Origin of the sequence: Lentzea rhizosphaerae (genome assembly GCF_042649515.1) — a bacterium.
Taxonomy (GTDB): Bacteria; Actinomycetota; Actinomycetes; order Mycobacteriales; family Pseudonocardiaceae; genus Lentzea; species Lentzea aerocolonigenes.
On sequence record NZ_JBHRZI010000057.1, the window covers coordinates 190846 to 212334 of the forward strand.

The following is a 21489-nucleotide window of genomic DNA, read 5'->3' on the forward strand; positions in this document are numbered from 1 at the left end:
GTCACGACCGCCACGACGTTGGCAGTATGCAGTCGTGTCCCCCACCACTGTCGCCGAACACCGCAAGCGCGTCGCGGAGCTCGTCGGGCTGATGCCCGTGCTGCAGCTGCCGCTCGACGAGTGCCTCGGGCTCGTGCTCGCGGCCGACGTCGTCGCACCGCTGTCCCTGCCGCCGTTCGACAACTCCGCGATGGACGGGTACGCCGTGCGTGCCGCTGAGCTGGCAGGGGAAGGCCCGGTCAAGCTCCCGGTGGCCGACGACATCCCCGCGGGCCGCACGGAGATCTCACCGCTGGAGCCGGGAACCGTGCAGCGGATCATGACCGGCGCCCCGGTGCCGCCCGGCGCGGACGCGGTGATCCAGGTCGAGCTGACCGACGGCGGCACGGAGACCGTGACGATCAACGGAAAGGTCCGGCCAGGCGCGAACATCCGGACCGCGGGCGACGACGTGCAGAAGGGCGACCCGGTGCTGACCGCGGGCACGGTCCTGCGCCCGTCCACCGTCGGTCTCGCCTCCGCGCTCGGGCTCCCCGAACTGCCGGTGCGCCGCCGCCCGCGCGTGCTGGTCCTGTCGACGGGTTCCGAGCTGGTCGAGCCCGGCCGGCCGTTGCAGCCGGGCCAGATCTACGAGTCGAACGGCACGATGCTCGCCGCGGCCGTGCGCGACGCGGGAGGCACGGCGGTGCAGCTGAAGTTCGTGCCGGACGACGTGGAGGAGTTCCACCGCGCCCTGACGCCCTACCTGGGTTCGGTGGACGTGATCGTGACGTCCGGCGGGGTGAGCGCGGGCGCGTACGAGGTGGTCAAGGACGCCCTCGCCGGCCACGACGTGAAGTTCACCAAGGTCGCGATGCAGCCGGGCGGGCCGCAGGGCTCCGGGCGGTACGAGGGCGTGCCGGTGCTGACGCTGCCGGGCAACCCGGTGAGCGCGCAGGTGTCGTTCGAGGTGTTCGTGCGGCCGGCGCTGCTCGCGTCGATGGGCCACACGCAGGTCGAACGGCCGACTGCGCGCGCAACCGTGACGAGCCCGCTCACGTCTCCTGCGGGTAAGACGCAGTTCCGCCGCGGCCTGTACGACCCGTCGTCGGGCCAGGTCGTGACGCCGGTCGGCGGGCCGGGATCGCACCTGCTGTCGGCGCTGGCGCTGTCGAACTGCCTGATCGAGGTGCCGGAGGACGTCACGGAGGTGGCGGCGGGAGCCGAGGTCGTCGTCAGACACCTGCAGTAGAAGGGCGGGCTGGGGGATGAGGGCCGTACTGGCGCTGGTGATGCTCGCGGGCTTCTTCGTGCTCGCGGTGGCGCTCGCCGGCGGTCTGACGGCGATCGCGGTCTGGAGGTTCTCGAACGGCGACGTGGAGGGCGGCACGTGGGCCGTCGTCATCGCGCTGGTGCTGGGCGGACCGGCGCTCTGGGCGACGCTGCGGGCGTTGTTCGCACGACCGGAGCCGAGCGGGTTCGCGATGACCCGCGACGCCCATCCGGAGCTCTGGCGGCACGTCGACGAGCTGGCGCGGCTCGCGGGCACGCGCAGCCCCGACGACATCCGGCTCGTCGACGGCGCGAACGCGAGCGTGTGGGAGCGGCGCGGCGTGCGGTACCTGGAGCTCGGACTGCCGCTGGTGGCCGGGCTGAGCGTGGGCGAGCTGCGGTCGGTGCTGGCGCACGAGTTCGGTCACTACGGCGGCGGCCACACGCAGCTGTCGGCCATGACGTACCGGGCGAAGCTCGCGCTGGAACTGTCGCTGCGCGAGGGGCACACGTTCGGGCTGCTCAGCGCGTGGGCTCATCTCTACGCGCTGGTCGCCGCCTCGGAGAGCCGTGATCACGAGCGGTTCGCCGACGAGGTGGCCGTCGCCGCGGCCGGACGGGACGCGGCGCGCAGGGCGTTGCTGCGCAGCGGACCCGTGGGCGAGGCGTGGAACGACTACCTCACGTCGTACGTGTCGTTGGCTTTGACGGCCGGTCGCACACCGCCGTTGCTCGAAGGGTTCCGCTCGTACCTCGGCCACCCGCGGCGCGTGCACGAGCTGCGGGTGCTGGAGGGCGTGATCGCCGAACGCGAGCCGAAGTCCGTGTTCGACAGCCACCCGCCGATCCGCGAGCGGGTGGCCACCATGGCCCTGCTGAGCAGCGGGGACGTCCCGATCGACGAGCGGCCGGGCTGGACGTTGCTCTCGGGCGTCCCACCGGAGGCCGTGTCGCACCTGCTCGGCGTGCGAGGGCCGCGCGCGACGTGGGAGGAGCTCGTCGAGCTCAGCGGACCGGCCCACGTGCGGCGCTACGCCGACGCGCTGCGGCACGCGGGCAGGGTGAGCAAGGTCGGCGAGACTCTCTCGGACGTGCTGGCGGCGTTGGAACGCGGCGAGCTGCACAAGCTCACCGGTGCGCCGGTGGACGCCTCGCTGACCGCGGAGCAGGTGCACGAGGCGGCCGTCGACACCGTGACGGAACTGCTCGCGTACGCGGTAGCCGACCAGCTCGTCACGGCTAACCGCGCGACGCTGCACCTGAACTGGGGTGGGATTTTCGTGCTGCGCCTGCCCGACGGAGCTGCGCTCTACCCGGATGATCTCGTGGCGCCCGCCGTCCGTGACGCTAACCGGGTTCCGGAGGTGCGACTCCGGTTGCAGGCCGTCGGAGTGGACGGACTGTGACGGAACGCTCACCCACCGGCGTTGTTCACCCCATGTGACGGGGATTACACTGAACGCAGGTGCCGGTTGGCCCGTGCATTCGTCGGGGGATGCACGGGCGGACCGGCCACTTTTCTCCTCCGGGTCTTTCCGGCAGGCCCGGCGGGCGATTTGGCGTGTTGGCGTAGCGTGATGCCGCCCGACAACCACCGAAGCTACGGAACCCACAGACACGATGAGCAGCGAGAAGCCCGTCTCTCACTTCCTCGAACTCGCGCGCGGCATGGTGCCGCCGATGCACCCGGCCGGCCGCCCGTTCGTCGCCGCCGCGGCGATCGCGACCCTCCTCGTCCGGCTGCGCTTCAAGCGCCTGGGCGTCGTCCTCGCCCTGGTCACGGCGTGGGTGGCGTGGTTCTTCCGCGAGCCGAAGCGCGTGACGCCGACCCGCCCGAACATCGCGACGGCCCCGGCCGACGGCACCGTCTCCCACGTGGTCGACGCCGTCCCACCCGCCGAGCTCGGCCTCGGCTCGCAGCCGATGACGCGCATCAGCGTGTTCCTCTCGGTCTTCGACGTGCACGTGCAGCGCGTGCCGGCGGACGGCGAGATCGTCCAGGTCTCGTACCACCCCGGCAAGTTCCTCTCGGCCGACCTCGACAAGGCCTCCGAGGAGAACGAGCGCAACACCGTGTGGCTGCGGACTCTTGCCGGTCACGACCTCGTCGTCGTGCAGATCGCCGGCCTGGTCGCGCGCCGCATCGTGTGTGAGGTCTCCGAGGGCGAGAAGGTCGCCGCGGGCCAGACCTACGGCCTGATCCGCTTCGGCTCGCGCGTGGACCTCTACGTGCCGCGTGGCAGCCGCGTCCTGGTCGAGGCCGGCCAGCGCACGATCGGTGGGGAGACCGTCCTCGCCGAGCTTCCGGAAGCCTGATGGCTCCGAGCGGGCCGGGCGTTCGTCTGCTGCCGAACGCGATCACGGTCCTCGCCATGTGCGCGGGCCTGTCCGCCGTGCACTTCGCGAACGTCGGCATGTGGGGCGCGGCCATCGCCTCGATCGCGGCGGCCGCCGTGTTCGACGGCCTCGACGGTCGCATCGCCCGCCTGCTGGACGCGACGTCGAAGATGGGCGCGGAACTGGACTCGCTGGCCGACGCCATCTCGTTCGGCGTCGCGCCCGCCCTCGCCATCTACCTCTGGAAGTTCGAGGGCAACCGCGCGGGCTGGGTCATCGCGCTGATCTTCGCGGTCTGCATGGTGGTCCGCCTGGCCCGCTTCAACACGTTGCTGGAGAAGGAACAACCGCCGTTCGCGAAGGAGTTCTTCGTAGGCGTCCCCGCTCCGGCAGGCGGCCTTCTGCTGCTGCTCCCCTTGATCATCGAGGAGCAGGTGCGCACCGCCGGCTGGTGGAACGACCCGATCGTCGTGGGCGTGTGGACGGTGATCGTCGCGATGCTGCTGGTCTCCCGCATCCCGACGCTGTCCGTGAAGACCGTGAAGGTCCCGCCGCGCGCGGTGGCACCTCTGCTGGTCCTGATCGCCCTGCTCGGTGCCGCGATCATCACGTACCCGCTGGTGGCACTGATCGTCGCGATGGTCGTGTACCTGGCCCACCTGCCGTACTCGGTGCGCAGGTACATGTGGCTGTCCAAGCACCCTGAGGCCTGGACCGTCACAGGCGTGGAGCGCCGCGCGATCAAGCGCGCGCACGGCGTGGCAGCCCGCCGTCTCGGCCTGCGCCAGCCGCTGCACGGCCGCGTGGCCGGTGCGGCGATGCGCGCGGTGCGTCGTCCCCGGCGTGACGCGTCCACCGCAGCGGCCGCGGAAGGCGCGGTGCCGGCGGGCGGGCGTCGTCGTTCCTGGCGGCAGCTCGGCCTTCGGCGGCAACCGAAGCGCTGATTGTTCTCTGAGCGGACTGCGGGCCGGACACGTTCACCGTGTCCGGCCCGCAGCTCTTCGAGGCAACTAGAGTCGTCGGGGTGATCACGCTGACGGCTCGCCTGTCCCCGTCCGCACTGGACACCCGGCGCGGCGTTGTCCGCCTCCACCCCGAGGTGCTCGACGCCTTGGGCCTGCGCGCCTGGGACGCCGTGAAGCTGACCGGCGCCCGCGTGAGCGCCGCACTGGCCGCCGCCGGCGAACAACCTCCCGGCGTGGTCCTGGTGGACGACGTGACGCTCACCAACCTGGGCGTGGTCGAGGGCTCCGAGATCGTCGTGGCGCCCGTGCAGGTGGCCGGCGCCCGCTCGATCACCGTGGCGGGCTCCCGCCTGGCCACCACGGCCCTGACCCCCGATCACGTTCGAATGGCGTTGACCGGCAAGGTCCTCACCGTGGGCGACAGCGTCTCGCTGCTCCCCCAGGACCTCGCGCCGCCGCCCGGCGCCAACGTCTCGGAGACGCGCCGCAAGCTCTCCAACGCCATCGGCATGACGTGGACCAACGAACTGATCACCATCACCTCCACCGACCCGGCGGGCCCGGTGGCAGTCCAACCTTCCAGCGTCGTGGGCTGGCGCTCAGCCTCGGCCCCCGCCGCAGAAGTGACCCCGGTGGTAGTTCACGAAAAGCACGAGGCCCTCCCGGTAACCGACCTCGTCGGCCAAAAAGACCAGGCCAGGCGCCTCACCGAATGGCTGGAACTGATGTTCCGCCAACCAGAACTCCTGACCCGCCTGGGCGCCTCGGCCCGCCTGGCCGCCATGGTCAGCGGCCCGGAAGGCGTGGGCAAAGCAACCCTGGTCAGGGCAGTGGCCCAGTCCGTGGGCGCAGAGATCGTGGAACTGGCCGCACCCAGCATCGCCGTCCTGGAACCAGGCGCCATGGCCAAGCAGTTGGGCGACGCGATCTCCGGCGTCCCCGAGCAGCCCACGGTCCTCCTGCTGACCGACATCGACGCACTCCTGCCAACAGCACCACCACCAGTGGCCACCGTCGTGCTGGACATCCTCCGCACAGCCGTGTCCCGCCCCAACCTGGCCCTGGTGGTCACCTCGGCCAGGGCAGAATCGGTGGACGCCCGCCTCCGGGCCCCGGACCTGGTCGACCGCGAACTAACTCTCCCCCTCCCAGACACCACGGGCCGCACCGAACTGCTGCGCGTACTCCTCAGGGACGTCCCGCTGGAGTCCGATGTGGACCTGGGCGAGGTGGCCGCACGCACCCCTGGCTTCGTAGCAGCCGACATCTGCGCACTGAGGCGCGAGGCAGCAGTCCGAGCAGCCCTGCGCCAACGCGAGGCCCCAGAACCCCGCGTGGGCCAAGAAGACCTGCTGGCGGCCCTGGGCACAGTCCGCCCGCTCTCGATGTCAGCCTCCGACACAGTCCAAACCGGCGGCCTGACCCTCGACGACGTGGGCGACATGAAGGAGGTCAAACAGTCCCTGACGGAGGCAGCCCTCTGGCCCCTCCGCTACCCGGACTCCTTCGCCCGCCTGGGCGTAGACCCGCCACGAGGCGTCCTCCTCTACGGCCCTCCCGGCTGCGGCAAGACCTTCCTCGTCCGAGCCCTCGCAGGCTCCGGCCAGCTGAACGTCCTGACGGTCAAGGGCGCCGAACTGATGGACAAGTTCGTAGGCGAGTCAGAACGAGCAGTCCGAGAACTCTTCCGCCGAGCAGCAGACGCGGCCCCGGCTCTCGTCTTCCTCGACGAGGTGGACGCCCTGGCCCCGAGGCGAGGCCAGTCCTCAGACGCAGGCGTAGCAGACCGGGTGGTAGCAGCCCTGCTGACCGAACTGGACGGCGTAGAACCACTCCGAGACGTGGTGGTGATCGCCGCAACCAACCGCCCAGAACTGATCGACCCCGCACTACTCCGCCCAGGCCGCCTGGAACGCCTCGTCTACGTCCCACCACCAGACGCGGAAGCACGCACAGAAATCCTCAAGGCCGCCTCCCGCAACACCCCGCTGGCAACCGACGTGGACCTGCCCACGCTGGCAACAGAGCTGGACATGTACTCAGCAGCAGACTGCGCAGCCCTCGTACGAGAAGCAGCACTGACGGCAATGCGGGAGTCCCTGGAAGCAGCCGAGGTGACCCACGCACACCTGACGAAGGCCAGGCAGGTAGTGCGCCCATCCCTGGACCCAACACAACTGGCGTCTCTAGCCGCCTACGCAACCAACCGCTGACCCCACGCTTCGGCCGCCGGCGATGAACGGCGCATTTGTGCACCTGAGGTCGACAAAAGCGCCGTTCATCCACCAGAGCGGAGTTCCAGGGCCGCGGCTATCACTTGCTCTTGGAAACACCCTGATAGTCATTGGTGACGATCAAAATGATCCCAGCAGCAGCAGACTCGATCCCGGCGAACCGAGGCTCAACCCGAGCTCGCAACACCGCAGCCAGCTCCTTCGCAGAAGCCTCTTCATCCGTACCAGGCCGGTAATAAACCGTGGTGGTAGGGATGATCCCCTGCGAGTAGTTGCCCTTCTCAGCAACCTCCCACCCGTTGGCCCGAACCTCGTCAGAGGCTTTGTTGGCCAACCCGGTGATGTTCGAGTTGTTGTAAACCCGAACCGGCACCTTCACAGCCCCAGGCTGCTGAGTAACCGGCGGCGCAGCCGCAGAAGTAGTAGTAGGCGGAGCCGCAGTAGTAGTCACAGCAGGCGCAGAAGACGCAGTGGTAGGCCCAGGCGACTCCGACGTCGTCTGCACAGGCGGCGTCTCAGAAGACGACTGAGCAGCAGGCGGAGACTCCTCCCCACCCCCGAACAAACTGACGACACCAATGATCAACGCCACGGCAGCAACACCCAGCAGCGCGAAGCCGGCTGCCTTGGCCGGACGGGACGGGCTAGCGGACTCGGGGGAGGTCATCAGTCCTCGGTGCTCCTGGCGCGTGCGCGAACCCTCTGTCGGCCTGTCCGCACGCCGCGCAACCGCTTGACCAGCATCGGATCGGCAGCCAGAGCGGCTTCCTTCTCAACGAGGTCGTTGAGCAGCTGGTAGTAGCGAGTGGCCGACATGTCGAACAGTTCCCTGATGGCCTGTTCCTTGGATCCCGAGTACTTCCACCACTGACGCTCGAACGCGAGCATCGTGCGTTCGCGGCTGGTCAGGCCATCAGCGGTAGCTAGCGTCTCGGCGTGATCCATCTGGCTCCCCACGGTCGCCACACCATCTCAGGTGCGGGCAATTCAATCACGTGATCGTTCCAACCTACCGCGCGACACCGACAGTTTTGGACGGCTTAAAGTTTGCCCATGGCCGTGCACCGCATCTGCATCGTTGGCGACCCCGTGCTCCACAACCCGACGCGCGAGGTCACCGAGTTCGACACCGAGCTGAAGACCCTCGTCGACGACATGTTCGAGACGATGGCTGCGGCTCGCGGGGTCGGGCTCGCGGCCAACCAGATCGGTGTCGACCTGCGGGTTTTCGTGTACGACTGCCCGGACGACGACGGCGTCCAGCACCGCGGCGTGATCTGCAACCCCGTGCTGGAGACCTCCGAGATCCCGGAGACCATGCCGGATCCGGACGACGACTTCGAGGGCTGCCTGAGCGTTCCCGGTGAGGCGTACCCGACCGGACGCGCCCAATGGGCGAAGGTGACCGGCCAGGACGTCGACGGGCAGCCGTTCGAGGTCGAGGGCACCGGCTTCTTCGCGCGGTGCCTGCAGCACGAGACCGACCACCTCAACGGCTACCTCTACATCGACCGTCTCGTCGGCCGGTACAAGAAGGAGTCGAAGCGGATGCTGCGCGACAACGAGTGGGGGCAGCCGGGCCTCTCGTGGGACCCGGCCGACCCCGCGAACTTCGACGACGAGGACTGAGGGCTAGGGGCGGAGCACCGACTCCACCTGCGCGAGCTCCGAGGCCGTGAGCGGCCCGAACGCCAGCGCACCCGCGTTCTCCTCGACCTGGGCCACCGTCCGCACGCCCGGAATCGGGATCAGCCGGGGAGAACGCGCCCAGAACCACGCCAGCGCGCCCTGCACCAGGGTCCGTCCGCCCGACGTCAGCACGTCGCGCACGGCCTCACGCGCCTGGAAGTACTCCGGTGAGGGCTTCCCGTCGACGAAGAACCGCAGCCACGACGGGTTCGTGACGCGCACGTCGTCGGCGGGCAGCACGTCGAACGTCTCCCGCGCGAGCAACCCCATCGCGAGCGGACGGCGGCACAGCACCGCGTAGTCCCCCGCGTACATCTCGGGGTTGTCGAACAGCACGTTGATGTCGGCCTGCGCCGCGACCCCGTGCTCGCCGGCCGCGAAGAACCGCGCCCGCTCCACGTCGTCCGTGCTCCAGCCGTACGAGCGGATCTTGCCCGCGGCGACCAGCGCCTCGCACTCGTCCCGCAGCGGCGCGGCCTCCTCCAGCGGCAGGTCGCCGACGTGCAGCTGGTACAGGTCGACGTAGTCGGTGCCCAGCCGCCGCAACGACCCCTCGACGGCGCGGCGCAGATAGGAAACCGACCCCTCGTTCCCGGTCATCCGCCGGGAAGCCACGTCGAACCCGCATCCCCACTTCGTCGCGATCAGCACGTCCTCACGCACCGACGCAAACGCTTGCCCGACCAGCGTCTCCGCGTGCCCGACGCCGTAGACGTCAGCCGTGTCGAACAGCTGAACGCCCAGCTCGAAGGCCCTCTGCAGCGACTTCACCGACTCCGCGTCGTCGGTCGGGCCCCAGCCGACCTGCGCGCCATCAGGGCCCTGGAACGGTCCACCCATCGCCCACGTTCCGAAACCCAGCTTCACGTTCCCGAGATCCGTCATGGCGATCAGCGAACATCCTGGAGCGCGCTCCAGGTCAAGACCAGCCGCTTCCAGCAAAAAAGAATTGCTGACGTCAGCGACCATCGACGCATGCCACTCGAAAACATCGTCGCCTTCGTCGCGGCCTCGTTCCTCATCGCACTGTCGCCCGGACCTGGCACGGCCATGGTCCTGCGACAGTCGGTGCACGGGCGAAAAGCCGCGTTGGCGACGGTGTTCGGCATGGAGGTCGGCGTTGCCTGCTGGGCGATCGCCGCAGCTCTGGGCCTGTCCGTGCTGCTCACGGCGTCCGAGATCGCCTACCACGCGCTGCGGATCGGCGGCGCGGTCTTCCTGATCTACCTGGGCGCGAAGGCCCTGCTCAGCAGGACCAAGCCGGAGACCGCACCTCCGCCGGCGAGCCACGCGTTCCGCAGCGGCCTGATCGTCAACCTGGCCAATCCGAAGCTCGGCGTGTTCGCGATCTCGTTCCTACCGCAGTTCGTGCCTGCCGGGGAGGCCGGCCAGGGGATTCTGCTCTTCCTCGCCGTGTTCTGGGTCGTCATCGACACCGTCTGGTACCTGATCATCGTGTCGATCCTGCACACGATCCGCAGCTGGCTCAGCCGCCCGCGGGTTCGCCCGGCGCTCGAGAAGCTGTCGGGCGGCGTGCTGCTGGCGCTCGGAGTCCGGCTGGTACTCGACCCGCGTTGAGATGGGGTCGCCCCGGCGCCAGAACAGCTCGGGCAGCCCCGCCAGCTCGGCGAACGTGTGGCAGGCGGCCATCGACGCGTAGCCGCCTGCCAGCACGTGCGCACGGATCCGGTCGAGCCTGCCGAACTCGATCACCTCACCGGCGATCAGGAACGGCAGGACCAACTGCCAGGCCTGCACCACCGCCGGCCGGCGCCGGTGAGGTGCGCGCAGGGCCGCGCGGGCGACTCGTAGAAGGTGCTCGTTCGCGCTCATCGTGTACGGGTGCGCCGAGTGGTCCCAGTGCCACCGGCGCTCCTCGGTCACCGCGCAGCGCACGCACTCGACCGGTCCGGTGCCGAGCTCGGCGCCGCAGCGGGAGCACGCCAGCAGCGTCATCGCCCAGTCGACGCACGTCCACGGGTACTGGCCGACGTCCGCGGAGGTGACCAATTCGGCCAGCTCCCGGTCCGCCAGCTGGGACGACGTGCGCAGTGCCTCCCAGTCCGCGAGCCAGAACTGGTCGAGCAGTTCCGCGCAGAAACCACAGTCGGGGTAGCCGCGACCTGCGAGTTCACCGCAGGAAGGGCATGCCGAGACCACGGCGGGACGTTGACCGCGACGCGCGCCGGGCGGGAACGGCTGATGATCCGCCACGAGGGAAGAGATTAGGGGCAAACGACGGCCTTGGCAGCTGTGGCGCGCGCTGACTATGGTCGGTTCTCGACAACTCAACACAACGCGGGAGCTCGCGCCTGAGCGGGCTGAGAGGGTGACTGGCTGCCAAGCCGGTGTCACCGACCGCCTGAACCTGACCGGGTAATGCCGGCGTAGGGAGGAATGTCGTGACGGCACTTGACGACCGTTCGGTCAAGCCCAGTGTGACCACCGGCCCGATCTCGGGCTCGCGCAAGGTGTACCGCGAGGTGTCCCCGGACATCCGCGTGCCCTACCGCAGGGTGGAGCTGACCAACGGCGAGCATGTCGATCTCTACGACACTTCCGGTCCGTATACCGCTGAAGACGCTGCCAACGCGATCGACGTCCACAGTGGACTTCCTGACCTGAGGTCGGGGTGGATCGCCGCACGGGAACCGATCAACGGAGCTGTCAGCCAGCTCGCGTACGCGAAGGCCGGGATCATCACCCCGGAGATGCGCTACATCGCGACGCGGGAGAACCTCGACGCGGAGTTCGTGCGCAACGAGGTCGCCATCGGGCGTGCGGTGATTCCGTTGAACCGCAAGCACCCCGAGGCCGAGCCGATGATCATCGGCAAGAAGTTCCTCGTCAAGATCAACGCCAACATCGGCAACTCCGCCGTGTCGTCGTCGATCGAGGACGAGGTGGAGAAGATGGTGTGGGCGACCCGCTGGGGTGCCGACACGATCATGGACCTGTCCACGGGCAAGCGGATCCACGAGACGCGCGAGTGGATCCTGCGCAACTCGCCCGTCCCCGTCGGCACCGTGCCGATCTACCAGGCGCTGGAGAAGGTCAACGGCGATCCGGCCTCGCTGACCTGGGAGATCTACCGCGACACGGTGATCGAGCAGTGCGAGCAGGGCGTCGACTACATGACGGTGCACGCGGGCGTGCTGCTGCGGTACGTGCCGCTGACGGCTCGGCGCGTGACGGGCATCGTCTCGCGCGGTGGGTCGATCATGGCCGCGTGGTGCCTCGCCCACCACAAGGAGAGCTTCCTCTACACGCACTTCGAGGAGCTCTGCGACATCCTGCGCGCGTACGACGTGACGTTCTCGCTGGGTGACGGACTGCGGCCGGGTTCCATCGCGGACGCCAACGACGAGGCGCAGTTCGCGGAGCTGCGGACGTTGGGCGAGCTCACGCACATCGCGCGGGCGAAGGACGTCCAGGTCATGATCGAGGGCCCCGGCCACGTGCCGATGCACAAGATCGCCGAGAACGTCCGGCTCGAAGAGGAGTGGTGCGGCGAGGCGCCGTTCTACACCCTCGGGCCGCTGGCCACGGACATCGCGCCGGCGTACGACCACATCACGTCCGCGATCGGCGCGGCGCAGATCGGCTGGCTGGGCACCGCGATGCTCTGCTACGTCACGCCGAAGGAGCACCTCGGCCTGCCGAACCGCGACGACGTGAAGACCGGCGTGATCACGTACAAGATCGCGGCGCACTCCGCCGACCTGGCGAAGGGCCACCCCGGCGCCCAGGACTGGGACGACGCGCTGTCCAAGGCGCGCTTCGAGTTCCGCTGGGAGGACCAGTTCAACCTGTCGCTCGACCCGGACACCGCGCGCTCGTTCCACGACGAGACGCTCCCCGCGGAACCGGCGAAGACGGCGCACTTCTGCTCGATGTGCGGGCCGAAGTTCTGCTCCATGAAGATCACGCAGGACGTGCGGCGCTACGCCGAGGAGCGCGGACTGTCCACTGTGGAGGCGATCGAGGCGGGCATGGCGGAGAAGTCCGACGAGTTCGCCGACACGGGCAACAAGGTCTACCTCCCGGTCGTGGAGACTTCGTGACCGAGACACCACCCAGGGTCCTCACCATCGCCGGAAGCGATTCCGGCGGTGGTGCGGGCATCCAGGCCGACCTCCGCACGCTCTTCGCGTGCGGAGTGCACGGCTGCGTCGCGCTGACAGCCGTGACGGTCCAGAACTCCCTGGGCGTCACGGGTGTCGCCGAGATCCCGGCGGAAACCGTTGCGGCGCAGATCATCTCGGTGGCCGAGGACATCGGCGTGCAGGCCGCGAAGACCGGCATGCTGGCGTCAGCGGCCATCATCGAGGCCATCACGCCGGCGCTGGACCGCGTCGGCATCGGTTCGGGGAAGACGCCTTTCGTCGTCGACCCGGTCTCGGCCTCCATGCACGGCAACCAGCTGCTCGCGGACAACGCGCTGGACGCGTTGCGGGGCCTGCTGTTCCCGCGCGCGACCCTGGTGACGCCTAACCTGGACGAGGTCCGGCTGATCACGGGCATCGAGGTGAAGGACCGCGCGGACCAACGGGTGGCGGCGGAAGCGTTGCACTCGCTCGGCCCGCAGTGGGTGCTCGTGAAGGGCGGCCACATGTGGGACGACCCGGAGTGCGTGGATCTGCTGTACGACGGCCGCGAGTTCATCGAGCTCTCTGGACCGCGGTACGAGATCGAGCACACGCACGGCAGCGGTGACACGTTGGCGTCGTCGATCAGCTCGGCGCTGGCCCGCGGCGCCTCCGTCCCGGAAGCCGTTCAGTTCGGCAAGGACTTCATCGTGAAGTCCGTCGCGGCCGCCTATCCCCTGGGCGCCGGCGTCGGCCCGGTGTCGCCGCTGTGGAGGCTCGACAGGTAGCGGGCGTACATCGCCTTCAGGTCTGTCGTCTCGGGATCGAGCAGCCAGACCGTCAACGCACCCTCCAGGAACGCGATCAGCTCTGTCGCGGCCGCTTCTCCGAGCTCTTCGGCGAAGTGGCCGCGCAGCATGCGGTTCCGCGCGCGGAACCGGTGCGTGATCTCGTCGTCGCGCGCCAGGTGCTCGGCCTGCAACACCGTGTGCAACGTCGCCAAACCCTTGTGCGCCATGGTGTATTCCGCGTCCTCGAGCAGCGCCTGCTTGAGGTCCTTGGAGGAGACGCGAGCTGCCGCCCGTGCGTCGAACTCGTCCAAGACCGCCTTGAGCAGGTTCTCCTTGGACCCGAAGTGGTGGATCACCGCCGACGGCGTGACGCCCGCCTTCTTCGCGATGGCCGCAACGCCCGTGCCCGCGTACCCGTTGACCCCGAACAACTCGATCGCGGCGTCGACGATCTCGCGACGTCGCTCGACGCCGCGCTGCTGCACCTGACCCTTGATCCCGACGATGGGAAAAAGACTAGCCCGGCTCATTATGCTGAACAACCATGCAGGAAAATGAGGTCAGGACAGAGCTGGTCGTCCCCGCGCCGATCGACGACGTGTGGCGGGTGCTGGTGGACTTCGCGGGCTACGCGAAGTGGAACCCCGTCATGGAGTACACGCAGGTGGACGGGGTGAAGACGAAGGTGAAGGCGGCCAAGGGCACGGCGTTCGAGCGCGACTTCGACGGCGAGGTCACGTCGATGGAGCCCTACGTGCTGGCGTCCCAGGGCGGCGATCCGGCGACGTTCTTCGGGCGCCACCGCTGGGAGCTCAGGTCCGTGGACGGCGGCACGCACCTGGTGAACGTCGAGTCGTTCACGGGCACGATGGCGGCCGGGGTGCTGGCGCAGACCCGCGAGGTGCTGGTGGCGGAGTTCGACGCCTTCAACCAGGCGCTGGCTCGCGTCTTCGCCGGCGAGCGCTCGTGACGGCTCAGAGATCAGGGTTCGCCGAGAACAAGGTCTCGACGACGTCCTCGCGTTCGAGAACGGCGGCGCACCAGGCGAAGTGGCCGTCGGACCCGTCCGCGCTGAAGGCGTTGGCCGTCGCGATCGCATAAGCCGCTCGGTAGAGCAGCATGCGCGCGAGCGAGTGGCCGTGCTGTTCCACCAGCACGGCCGTCAGCGCGTCGTCGGAAACACGGGCGCCAGGGCCGTACATGTCGAAGATGCCGGCGGCGACAGACGCTTCGAAGGTGTGGTCGCCGGCCGTGGTGAGGAAGCTCCAGTCGATCACGGCCGTCACCCGGAACTCGTCGTCCACCAGGATGTTCGGCGGGACGAGATCCGCGTGCAGGATCCGGTCCGGACCCGGCGGCACCCGCTTCAGCAGACGGTGCACCCGCACCAGCTTCTCGTCGAAGTCCGTGATCCTGGCGCGCAGCACCTCGGAGTGGGCGACGGCTCGCCGTTGGACCAGCGCCGCCAATGCGTCGGTCCAGCGCTCCTGTCCCGCCCACAACGACGTGGGCTCGTCCAGCACCGTCAACGCCCGCGCCGCGGGACCGGCCTGTGTGCCGGCCAGCCCGGTCGCCGCCGCCAGTGCAGCCTCGTGCGCCACCGCGAGTGGAATCCGCTCTTCCTGCAGCAGGACCGACAGCGGCGTGCCGGGCAACCGGCGTTCGAGCGTCACCGCGTGCCCGTCCACCTCGTCGATCTGGAGGATGAGCGGTGTCTCGTACGGCAGCTCCTGGGCGAGCAGCTCCTGCTGGAACTCCTGTGTGAGCAACAGATCAGCGGCCCCGCGCTGGAACCAGACCTTCCCGACCAGCCCGTCGCCCAGGTCGTGGACGACCCCCTCCACGCCACGTCCGAGAAGCACGACGGCGGGATGGCCCTGCGCGCGGAAGTGGTCGGCCCAGCACTCGTCCTGGATCACGCTGCTACTTGGACTCTTCGCCGACGAGCGTCTCCAGCGCGTCCAACGCGTTCACCAGCGCGGCAACGTGTTCCGGCGTGAGCTGTTCGATCCGGCGCTGCAGCTCGCGCACCCGCGCGGACCGCACGCCGGACACCATCGTCTCGCCCTCGGGCGTGGGGGTGGCGAGCCAGGCGCGGCCGTCCTGCGGGTCGGGTTCGCGCTTCACGTAGCCGGCTTCCACCAGTGCGGCGACGATGCGGGACAACGTCGGGGGCGCCACGCCTTCCTTGTTCGCCAGGTCGCCCAGGCGCATGGGGCCGCACCTGGCCAGCGTGGCGAGCGCGGAGACCGCGCCGGGGCCGAGTCCGGGGGAACCGGTGCGTCGCAGCAACCGGGCCAGCCGGCCGATCGCCAGGTACAGGCGCGCGGTCGCGTCCTCGACCTCGGCGTCAATGGGGGCCGTCACGGCTAGTCGTCCTCCTCGGCGGATTTCAGGTAGTGGTCAATCATCCCCCAACACGTGAGTACCCAAGGTAGCGACTCAGAGACCCGGCGAAGACGCTTGGGCCCAAAAGCGCTGCGGAATCCTTCCAGCCAACCGCGCCAGCCGTCCGCCCTCGACCGCACAACGCATGGCGGCGCCCATCCGTTCCGGGTCCTGCGCGCGCGTGACGGCCGTCGCCAGCAACACCGCTGAGCAGCCGAGTTCCATCGCCAGCGCCGCGTCCGACGCCGTGCCGATGCCCGCGTCGAGCACCACGGGGACCGTGGCGCGGGACGTGATCAGCTCGATGTTGTGCGGGTTGCGGATGCCGAGGCCGGTGCCGATCGGCGAGCCCAGCGGCATGACCGTGGCGCAGCCGATGTCCTGGAGCTTGAGCGCCAGCACCGGATCGTCGTTGGTGTAGGGCAGGACGACGAAGCCGTCGTCGACCAGTCGTTCGGCCGCGTCGAGCAGCTCGACGGGATCCGGCAGCAGGGTCTCCTCGTCGTGGACGACCTCGAGCTTCACCCAGTTCGTCTCCAGCGCCTCGCGGGCGAGCTGCGCGGTGAGCACGGCCTCCGCGGACGTGCGGCAGCCGGCGGTGTTCGGCAGGACCTCGATTCCCAGCCGCCGCAACAACTCCAGCACACCGGTCTGCCCGGCGGCGTCGACCCGGCGCATGGCCACGGTGGTGAGCTCGGTGCCGGACGCCACCAGGGCCCGTTCCAGCACGGAGAGGTTCGCGGCACCACCGGTGCCGGTGATGAGCCTGGACCGGAACTCCCGGCCCGCGATGATCAGCGGATCGTCCACGTCACCCTCCCTGGACCGCGGTCAGCACCTCGACCACGCCGCCGTCCGGCACGATCGTCTTCTCCCACAACGCCCTCGGCACGACCGCACCGTCCAGCGCCACGGCCACGCCCTTCGCCGGCGCCCCCACCAACGCCACCACCGCGGCTATCGACGTGCCCTCGGCCAGGTCGCGCGAAGTGCCGTTGACCTGTGCTTTCACGAGCTTCCTCCCTTGAGCAGCTCGACGACGAGACGAGCGGTGTGCGGGGCGAGCAGGAGTCCGTTGCGGTGGTGCCCCGTCGCGGCGATGACGCCGGGTTCCAGCCAGCGGACGACCGGGACGTTGTCGGGGCTGCCGGCGCGGAATCCGACTGCGGCTTCGGTGAGCGCGTACTCGGCGATGCCGGGGAGCACGGTTTCCGCGTCCCGCAACAGGTCTCGGACGCCGGCGACCGTCACGTCGGTGTCGAAGCCGGCCTCGTACTGGGTGGCGCCCACGACGATGCCGTCGTGGCGCGGCACCAGGTACACGGATCGGCCGGACACCGAGCCTCGGATGGTGCGTGTCGGTGGCGGCAGGGTGCCGTGGCGCCAGGCGAGTCTCAGGATCTCGCCCTTCACGGGGCGGATCACGTCTTTGAGGGCGGGGTGAAGGTTGCCGCTCCAGGCTCCGGCCGCGATCACGGTGACGGATCGACGCGCTGTCGCGATGGTTGGTGGCGCTGTCGTGGTGGCTGACCGAGCCTCCGAGACGGATTCGTCCACAGTGGATTCGAACTTCACCCCCGCCTCGACGCAAGCCTTGTGCAGCGCGGAAAGCAGCTCGCGGTTGTCGACCGCCAGATCACCCGGCACGAACATCCCGCCGCGGACCGATGGACCGAGGGAGGGTTCGAGTTGTCGGATCGCTCGACTGTTCAACAATTCAACGCCAGGATTGTTCAACGATCCCACGCTCGGATTGTTCAACGATCCGACATCACGAGCGGCCAACGATCCAACAAGAGGATTGTTGAACGATTCTACGTCCGGATTGTTGAACAATTCGACGATCCTACGCAGGTCAGCCAAGTCACCGGGCGACGTCGCGACAGTGATCGTCCCCTTGTTGAACAATTCAACACCGAGCGTCGCCGCGAACTCCGGCCACAACGCCAACGCCTCGACACCTTGCGCCGTAACGGTTTCCTCACCGTGCCACGCCTCGGCGACGGGGGCGAGCATCCCGCCCGCCACGCGCGACCCGGCGTGCGGCGACCCGAGATCGCGCAACGACACCGAGAACCCGGCACGCGCCGCACACCAGGCGACGGACAGGCCGATGACGCCGCCACCCACGACGGCCACTTCCACACTGCTCAAGGCATTCACGCTCCCTGCGCCGGCATGACCCGGATCAGGTTCGACGGTCGGAGCGAACCACGCTCCCTCTCAGCCCGGTGATCTCCAGGCTCCCGTGCGGACCGACACCAACATAACGGTTACGGTGCGAGCGTGCCAGGACTCGACGGAAACCTGATCAGGCAACGACTCGCCGACGCGACGCTCTACCTCTGCACGCCGAACCGGCCCGATCTGGCCGAGTTCGCGGACGCCGCGCTCGCCGGTGGCGTCGACATCATCCAGCTGCGGGACAAGTCGCTCGAGGCCAAGCAGGAGATCGCGGCGCTGGAGGTCCTCGCCGAGGCCTGCGACACCCACGGCAAGCTCCTCGCCGTCAACGACCGCGCGGACATCGCCCACGCGCTTCGGGCCGACGTGCTGCACCTCGGGCAGGACGACCTGCCGGTGTCGTGTGCGCGCCACATCATCGGCGAGCACCCGGTGATCGGCAGGTCGACCCACGACGTGACCCAGATGCAGGCCGCGGCGACGGAGCACGGCGTCGACTACTTCTGCACCGGGCCGTGCTGGCCCACGCCGACCAAGCCCGGTCGTCCGGCGCCGGGACTCGACCTCGTCAAGGCCACCAAGGGCATGCGCAGGCCGTGGTTCGCGATCGGCGGCATCGACCACACGAACCTCCACGAGGTCAAAGCGGCTGGAGCCACGCGCGTGGTCGTCGTCCGGGCCATCACCGAGGCCGAGGACCCCCGCAAGGCAGCCGAGTTGTTCAAAACTGAACTTAGTCGTTGAAATTTGAACAATCAGGCGTACTCTCGAAGACGTGAGCGCACCTGTGCTGTACCTGAGCCACGGGGCACCCCCGCTGGCTGATGACGAGACGTGGACCAGAGAGCTCAAGGACTGGTCCGCCACCCTCCCGCGCCCGGAGGCCGTGCTCATGGTCTCCGCGCACTGGGAGGAGGCGCCGACGACCATCGGCGCGACCGAGACCGTGCCGCTGGTCTACGACTTCTGGGGCTTCCCGCAGCGGTACTACGAGGTCACCTACGAGGCACCGGGTGCCCCCGAACTCGCCGACGACGTGCGCAAGCTCCTCGGCGGGCACGTCGAGCAGGACGCCTCACGCGGGCTCGACCACGGTGCCTACGTGCCGCTCAAGGAGATGTTCCCCGACGCGGACGTGCCGGTGCTGCAGATGTCGATGCCCACGCTCGACCCGCGCGAGCTCCACGCGATCGGCAAGAAACTCGCGCCGCTGCGGGACAAGAACGTCCTGATCGTCGGCAGCGGGTTCATGACGCACAACCTGAGCTGCGTGCACTTCGACCGGGGCACGGCCTACGAACCGCCGTCGTGGTCGAAGGAGTTCGACGACTGGGCGAACCAGCAGCTGGCCAACGGTGACGTCGACGCGTTGCTCGACTTCCAGCAGAAGGCACCGGCCGCAGGGATCGCACATCCGAGGACTGAGCACTTCGCGCCGTTGTTCGTGGCGCTCGGCGCTGCGAGCGACGAGAAAGCCCGTACCAGCGTTGAAGGCTTCTGGTACGGGCTCTCGAAACGATCAGTGCAGTTCAGTTAGGACTAGCCGCGCGTCAGGGTGAGGCCGTAGCGCGACAGGATCGGGTTCACCGGCTGGAAGTACGTGGTGCCGCCGGAGGAGCAGTTGCCGGAACCGCCGGAGGTCACGCCCTGGGCCTGGCCGAAGCCGGAGCCCGCCACCCACGAACCGCCGGAGTCACCGGGCTCCGCGCAGGCGTTGGTGCGGGTGAGGCCGCGGACCGTGCCCTGCGGGTAGCTCACCGTCTGGTTCTTGGCCTGGACGGTGCCGCAGCGCCAGCCGGTGGTCGAACCGGAACGGCAGATCTGCGCGCCGACGGCCGCCTCGGACGAGCCCTTGACGATCACGTTCGCGCCGCCGTAGCGGTTGACCCACGGCCGCGGCGTCCAGTTCGCGTTGGTGCGGACGTGCGCCATGTCGCTGCCAGGGAAGACCGAGCCGGCGAACGTGCCGGCCGCCACGCGGTTGTAGCCGGAGACAGCGGTGCCGGCGCGGCCGCAGTGGCCGGCCGTCACGAAGCCACCCGTCACGGAGAAGCCGAGCGAGCAGCGGCCGCCGCCCATGTAGATGGCGTCGCCACCGCGCAGGTCGTACAGCGTCGTCGGGTTCTCGGTGACCTCCTCGACCGTGACGGCCGAGCCGAGCGACTTCGCGGTGGCGATGAACTTCTCCGCCGCCGCGTCGCGGGTGTTCTTGTTGACCTCGACGACGACGCTGTTGGACTTCTCGTCCACGCGCCAGCTGGTGATCGCCGAGGGGGCGCTCATGAGGTCGAGCACCGACTTGGTGCCGTTGAGCTGAGTGAGCGAGTTCTTGACGACCTTGACGTCGGCTCCGGTCACGGAGAGTCCCGACTTGGTCACGGCGACGGTGAGCTTCCCGCTCGCCTGGTCGATCCAGGCTCCGCCGAACGCGTCACCGAGAGAGGCCTTCGCCTGCTCGGCGAGTTCGCTCGACTTCTGGTCACTGGCCATCCGGACGCGGGCTTGCTCAGCGTTCAGGCCCAAATCACGTTGGACCGCTTGGAGCAATTCGGCCGGGTAGCTCTCCGTGTCGGAACCGGTTGGGGCGACTGGTGCGGCAGGGGCGCCAAACGCCGGTACGCTGAGAGCAGTCACGACTCCGGTGGCGAGCAACACGGCACCGGTAACACGGGCCGCACTCGTGCGGTTCATCAGACGTCTCCCTCACTTTCGGGTGCAGGGGAACCCGAGAGATCGGTTGCAGGGACCTCTCTCGGGGGCTCTAGGGGGACGGGTGGTGGGGCGGCGGCAGGGGTCGCCCCACCCCTCCAATCCCCAGTTCTGTCGCGTCTCTTGCGTGGGCGCAGCGCTCAAGTGGTCCTTCCACGAGCCTCATTGCGCCCCCCCTTCCGGCCTCGTTTGGACCGAATCTTTCGCCCGTTCGAGTGACGTTATGAGCCTGTTATCTATGACGCCCGTCCCCGACCGTGGACGAAGTGTGTCACAGCTCACGACAGATCAACTGCGGTGCGTAGCAATTGACAGTTAACTATCGCTCAAAGTGATGACGTGATCACCGAATGGGGTCGACAGTTGACGAGGGTTTGGAGCTGTCGGTCGGCTGTCCGGAACCTGTCGACGACGTGGGCGGTCCGGTCGTCGTGGTGCTTTCGGTCGGCGACTGACTGGATGTGCTCGGCGGGACCGTAATGGTGATCGTCTCGGTCTTCGTCGTCTCGGTGCGGGTCTCGGTGTGCGTGCTCGTGGACGTCGTGGGTTCGCCGGGGTCGGCCGTGACGGGTTTGCCGGTGACGAGCTGGACGCTCGTCGCGGTGAGGACGGTCACCACGAAGACCAGCAGGCCTCCGACTGCGATGACCTGCCAACGCTTTTCGCGTTCCATCGACCGTTGGTAGAACGCGGCGCCCAAAGTGGTCACCACGCTCGCGAGGACCGCGCCCACGATGGTGCCGACGACGTTGAGGCGAAGGCTCAGCACGGCCGCGGTGACGGCGGCGAGCACACTCGCGACGAGCTTGACGGGGGTGATCTTCTCCTTATCAGCCATGACACACGTAGGACG

The 21489-nt window shown here is 68.8% G+C and carries 23 protein-coding genes and 2 riboswitches; of the genes, 12 read left to right on the forward strand and 11 right to left on the reverse strand.

The genetic code is table 11. The annotated features are described in order from the left end of the window. The first annotated feature begins 34 nt into the window (after positions 1-34). The 5 genes from moeA to ACFOWZ_RS45500 all read left to right on the forward strand — a co-directional run bounded on the left by moeA (position 35) and on the right by ACFOWZ_RS45500 (position 6766). Positions 35-1231: a molybdopterin molybdotransferase MoeA gene (moeA, locus tag ACFOWZ_RS45480; RefSeq protein ID WP_382380523.1), complete on the forward strand. Its 1197-nt coding sequence runs from the start codon at positions 35-37 to the stop codon at positions 1229-1231. Positions 1232-1247: 16 nt separating this feature from the next. Beyond that, a complete protein-coding gene (locus tag ACFOWZ_RS45485; RefSeq protein WP_382380525.1) occupies positions 1248-2657 on the forward strand; it encodes a M48 family metallopeptidase in 1410 nt (469 codons plus the stop codon). 214 nt (positions 2658-2871) lie between these two features. Continuing rightward, positions 2872-3567: a phosphatidylserine decarboxylase gene (locus tag ACFOWZ_RS45490; protein ID WP_382380527.1), complete on the forward strand. Its 696-nt coding sequence runs from the start codon at positions 2872-2874 to the stop codon at positions 3565-3567. Continuing rightward, complete coding sequence (pssA, locus tag ACFOWZ_RS45495; protein ID WP_382380529.1) at positions 3567-4532, forward strand: CDP-diacylglycerol--serine O-phosphatidyltransferase; 966 nt, start codon at positions 3567-3569, stop codon at positions 4530-4532. Before ACFOWZ_RS45490 ends, pssA begins: the two co-directional genes overlap by 1 nt. An 80-nt stretch (positions 4533-4612) precedes the next feature. Then, the gene (locus tag ACFOWZ_RS45500) at positions 4613-6766 is read left to right on the forward strand and encodes an AAA family ATPase (RefSeq protein WP_382380531.1); all 2154 of its coding nucleotides are present in this window, start codon (positions 4613-4615) and stop codon (positions 6764-6766) included. A gap of 100 nt (positions 6767-6866) precedes the next feature. On the opposite strand, the gene ACFOWZ_RS45505 is transcribed toward ACFOWZ_RS45500, so the two are convergent. Both ACFOWZ_RS45505 and ACFOWZ_RS45510 read right to left on the reverse strand, forming a co-directional pair. After that, positions 6867-7166, reverse strand: coding sequence for a LytR C-terminal domain-containing protein (locus tag ACFOWZ_RS45505; protein ID WP_382380533.1), 300 nt, complete (start codon positions 7164-7166; stop codon positions 6867-6869). Between the two features lie 287 nt (positions 7167-7453). Next, positions 7454-7732 carry a DUF3263 domain-containing protein gene (locus ACFOWZ_RS45510; RefSeq protein ID WP_030470921.1) on the reverse strand — a complete coding sequence of 93 codons (279 nt, stop codon included), beginning with the start codon at positions 7730-7732 and terminating at the stop codon, positions 7454-7456. 108 nt (positions 7733-7840) lie between these two features. Here ACFOWZ_RS45510 and ACFOWZ_RS45515 point away from each other — a divergent pair, with 108 nt between their 5' ends. Continuing rightward, the gene (locus tag ACFOWZ_RS45515; RefSeq protein WP_382380535.1) at positions 7841-8416 is read left to right on the forward strand and encodes a peptide deformylase; all 576 of its coding nucleotides are present in this window, start codon (positions 7841-7843) and stop codon (positions 8414-8416) included. A gap of 3 nt (positions 8417-8419) precedes the next feature. Here ACFOWZ_RS45515 and ACFOWZ_RS45520 read toward each other — a convergent pair whose 3' ends face one another. Continuing rightward, positions 8420-9361, reverse strand: a complete 942-nt coding sequence (locus ACFOWZ_RS45520) for an aldo/keto reductase (protein WP_382380537.1) — start codon at positions 9359-9361, stop codon at positions 8420-8422. Positions 9362-9451: 90 nt separating this feature from the next. Between ACFOWZ_RS45520 and ACFOWZ_RS45525 the strand changes: the two genes are divergently transcribed. From ACFOWZ_RS45525 to thiD, 3 genes are all read left to right on the forward strand, one after another. Further along, entirely contained in the window at positions 9452-10054 is a 603-nt protein-coding gene (locus tag ACFOWZ_RS45525) for a LysE family translocator (RefSeq protein WP_382380539.1), read from the forward strand. A gap of 710 nt (positions 10055-10764) precedes the next feature. Then, positions 10765-10889: riboswitch (TPP riboswitch) on the forward strand. Beyond that, a complete protein-coding gene (thiC, locus tag ACFOWZ_RS45530) occupies positions 10879-12540 on the forward strand; it encodes a phosphomethylpyrimidine synthase ThiC (protein WP_382380541.1) in 1662 nt (553 codons plus the stop codon). It overlaps the preceding riboswitch by 11 nt. Continuing rightward, positions 12537-13352, forward strand: a complete 816-nt coding sequence (gene thiD / locus ACFOWZ_RS45535) for a bifunctional hydroxymethylpyrimidine kinase/phosphomethylpyrimidine kinase (protein WP_382380543.1) — start codon at positions 12537-12539, stop codon at positions 13350-13352. The genes thiC and thiD overlap by 4 nt, the downstream gene beginning before the upstream one ends. Here thiD and ACFOWZ_RS45540 read toward each other — a convergent pair. Then, complete coding sequence (locus tag ACFOWZ_RS45540; protein WP_382380545.1) at positions 13295-13840, reverse strand: TetR/AcrR family transcriptional regulator; 546 nt, start codon at positions 13838-13840, stop codon at positions 13295-13297. The two genes, thiD and ACFOWZ_RS45540, sit on opposite strands and share 58 nt — an antisense overlap. A 59-nt stretch (positions 13841-13899) precedes the next feature. On the opposite strand from ACFOWZ_RS45540, the gene ACFOWZ_RS45545 reads away from it, so the two are divergent. After that, positions 13900-14325: an SRPBCC domain-containing protein gene (locus ACFOWZ_RS45545; protein WP_382380547.1), complete on the forward strand. Its 426-nt coding sequence runs from the start codon at positions 13900-13902 to the stop codon at positions 14323-14325. A gap of 4 nt (positions 14326-14329) precedes the next feature. Here ACFOWZ_RS45545 and ACFOWZ_RS45550 read toward each other — a convergent pair whose 3' ends face one another. The 5 genes from ACFOWZ_RS45550 to ACFOWZ_RS45570 all read right to left on the reverse strand — a co-directional run bounded on the left by ACFOWZ_RS45550 (position 14330) and on the right by ACFOWZ_RS45570 (position 17897). Next, on the reverse strand, positions 14330-15274 hold the full coding sequence (locus ACFOWZ_RS45550) for a phosphotransferase (RefSeq protein ID WP_382380549.1): 945 nt from the start codon (positions 15272-15274) through the stop codon (positions 14330-14332). Positions 15275-15278: 4 nt separating this feature from the next. Next, the gene (locus ACFOWZ_RS45555) at positions 15279-15722 is read right to left on the reverse strand and encodes a MarR family winged helix-turn-helix transcriptional regulator (protein ID WP_233439171.1); all 444 of its coding nucleotides are present in this window, start codon (positions 15720-15722) and stop codon (positions 15279-15281) included. A 75-nt stretch (positions 15723-15797) separates the two neighbouring features. Beyond that, positions 15798-16553, reverse strand: coding sequence for a thiazole synthase (gene thiG, locus ACFOWZ_RS45560; RefSeq protein ID WP_030470935.1), 756 nt, complete (start codon positions 16551-16553; stop codon positions 15798-15800). Position 16554: 1 nt separating this feature from the next. After that, positions 16555-16755, reverse strand: coding sequence for a sulfur carrier protein ThiS (thiS, locus tag ACFOWZ_RS45565; RefSeq protein ID WP_030470936.1), 201 nt, complete (start codon positions 16753-16755; stop codon positions 16555-16557). Continuing rightward, positions 16752-17897, reverse strand: coding sequence for an FAD-dependent oxidoreductase (locus tag ACFOWZ_RS45570; RefSeq protein WP_449280293.1), 1146 nt, complete (start codon positions 17895-17897; stop codon positions 16752-16754). The genes thiS and ACFOWZ_RS45570 overlap by 4 nt, the downstream gene beginning before the upstream one ends. Beyond that, a riboswitch (TPP riboswitch) is annotated at positions 17892-18003 on the reverse strand. Its footprint overlaps the gene before it by 6 nt. Before the next feature lie 26 nt (positions 18004-18029). Here ACFOWZ_RS45570 and thiE point away from each other — a divergent pair. Further along, a complete protein-coding gene (gene thiE, locus ACFOWZ_RS45575; RefSeq protein ID WP_382380552.1) occupies positions 18030-18671 on the forward strand; it encodes a thiamine phosphate synthase in 642 nt (213 codons plus the stop codon). Positions 18672-18702: 31 nt separating this feature from the next. Beyond that, positions 18703-19464 carry a dioxygenase family protein gene (locus ACFOWZ_RS45580; protein ID WP_382380554.1) on the forward strand — a complete coding sequence of 254 codons (762 nt, stop codon included), beginning with the start codon at positions 18703-18705 and terminating at the stop codon, positions 19462-19464. A gap of 2 nt (positions 19465-19466) precedes the next feature. Here the strand turns inward: ACFOWZ_RS45580 and ACFOWZ_RS45585 are convergent, their stop codons facing one another. Both ACFOWZ_RS45585 and ACFOWZ_RS45590 read right to left on the reverse strand, forming a co-directional pair. Beyond that, on the reverse strand, positions 19467-20417 hold the full coding sequence (locus ACFOWZ_RS45585; protein WP_382380556.1) for a S1 family peptidase: 951 nt from the start codon (positions 20415-20417) through the stop codon (positions 19467-19469). Between the two features lie 562 nt (positions 20418-20979). After that, positions 20980-21474 (reverse strand): hypothetical protein, encoded by a 495-nt coding sequence (locus ACFOWZ_RS45590; protein WP_382380558.1) that lies wholly within the window; start codon positions 21472-21474, stop codon positions 20980-20982. Positions 21475-21489 lie beyond the last annotated feature (15 nt).

Excerpts from the sequence above, each read along its gene's own strand:
- pssA (WP_382380529.1), top strand. The coding sequence starts at position 3,567 with ATGGCTCCGAGCGGGCCGGGCGTTCGTCTGCTGCCGAACGCGATCACG.
- ACFOWZ_RS45520 (WP_382380537.1), bottom strand. The coding sequence starts at position 9,361 with ATGACGGATCTCGGGAACGTGAAGCTGGGTTTCGGAACGTGGGCGATG.
- ACFOWZ_RS45510 (WP_030470921.1), bottom strand. The coding sequence starts at position 7,732 with ATGGATCACGCCGAGACGCTAGCTACCGCTGATGGCCTGACCAGCCGC.
- ACFOWZ_RS45585 (WP_382380556.1), bottom strand. The coding sequence starts at position 20,417 with ATGGCCAGTGACCAGAAGTCGAGCGAACTCGCCGAGCAGGCGAAGGCC.
- ACFOWZ_RS45590 (WP_382380558.1), bottom strand. The coding sequence starts at position 21,474 with ATGGCTGATAAGGAGAAGATCACCCCCGTCAAGCTCGTCGCGAGTGTG.
- ACFOWZ_RS45490 (WP_382380527.1), top strand. The coding sequence starts at position 2,872 with ATGAGCAGCGAGAAGCCCGTCTCTCACTTCCTCGAACTCGCGCGCGGC.
- ACFOWZ_RS45525 (WP_382380539.1), top strand. The coding sequence starts at position 9,452 with ATGCCACTCGAAAACATCGTCGCCTTCGTCGCGGCCTCGTTCCTCATC.
- ACFOWZ_RS45485 (WP_382380525.1), top strand. The coding sequence starts at position 1,248 with ATGAGGGCCGTACTGGCGCTGGTGATGCTCGCGGGCTTCTTCGTGCTC.
- ACFOWZ_RS45515 (WP_382380535.1), top strand. The coding sequence starts at position 7,841 with ATGGCCGTGCACCGCATCTGCATCGTTGGCGACCCCGTGCTCCACAAC.
- ACFOWZ_RS45545 (WP_382380547.1), top strand. The coding sequence starts at position 13,900 with ATGCAGGAAAATGAGGTCAGGACAGAGCTGGTCGTCCCCGCGCCGATC.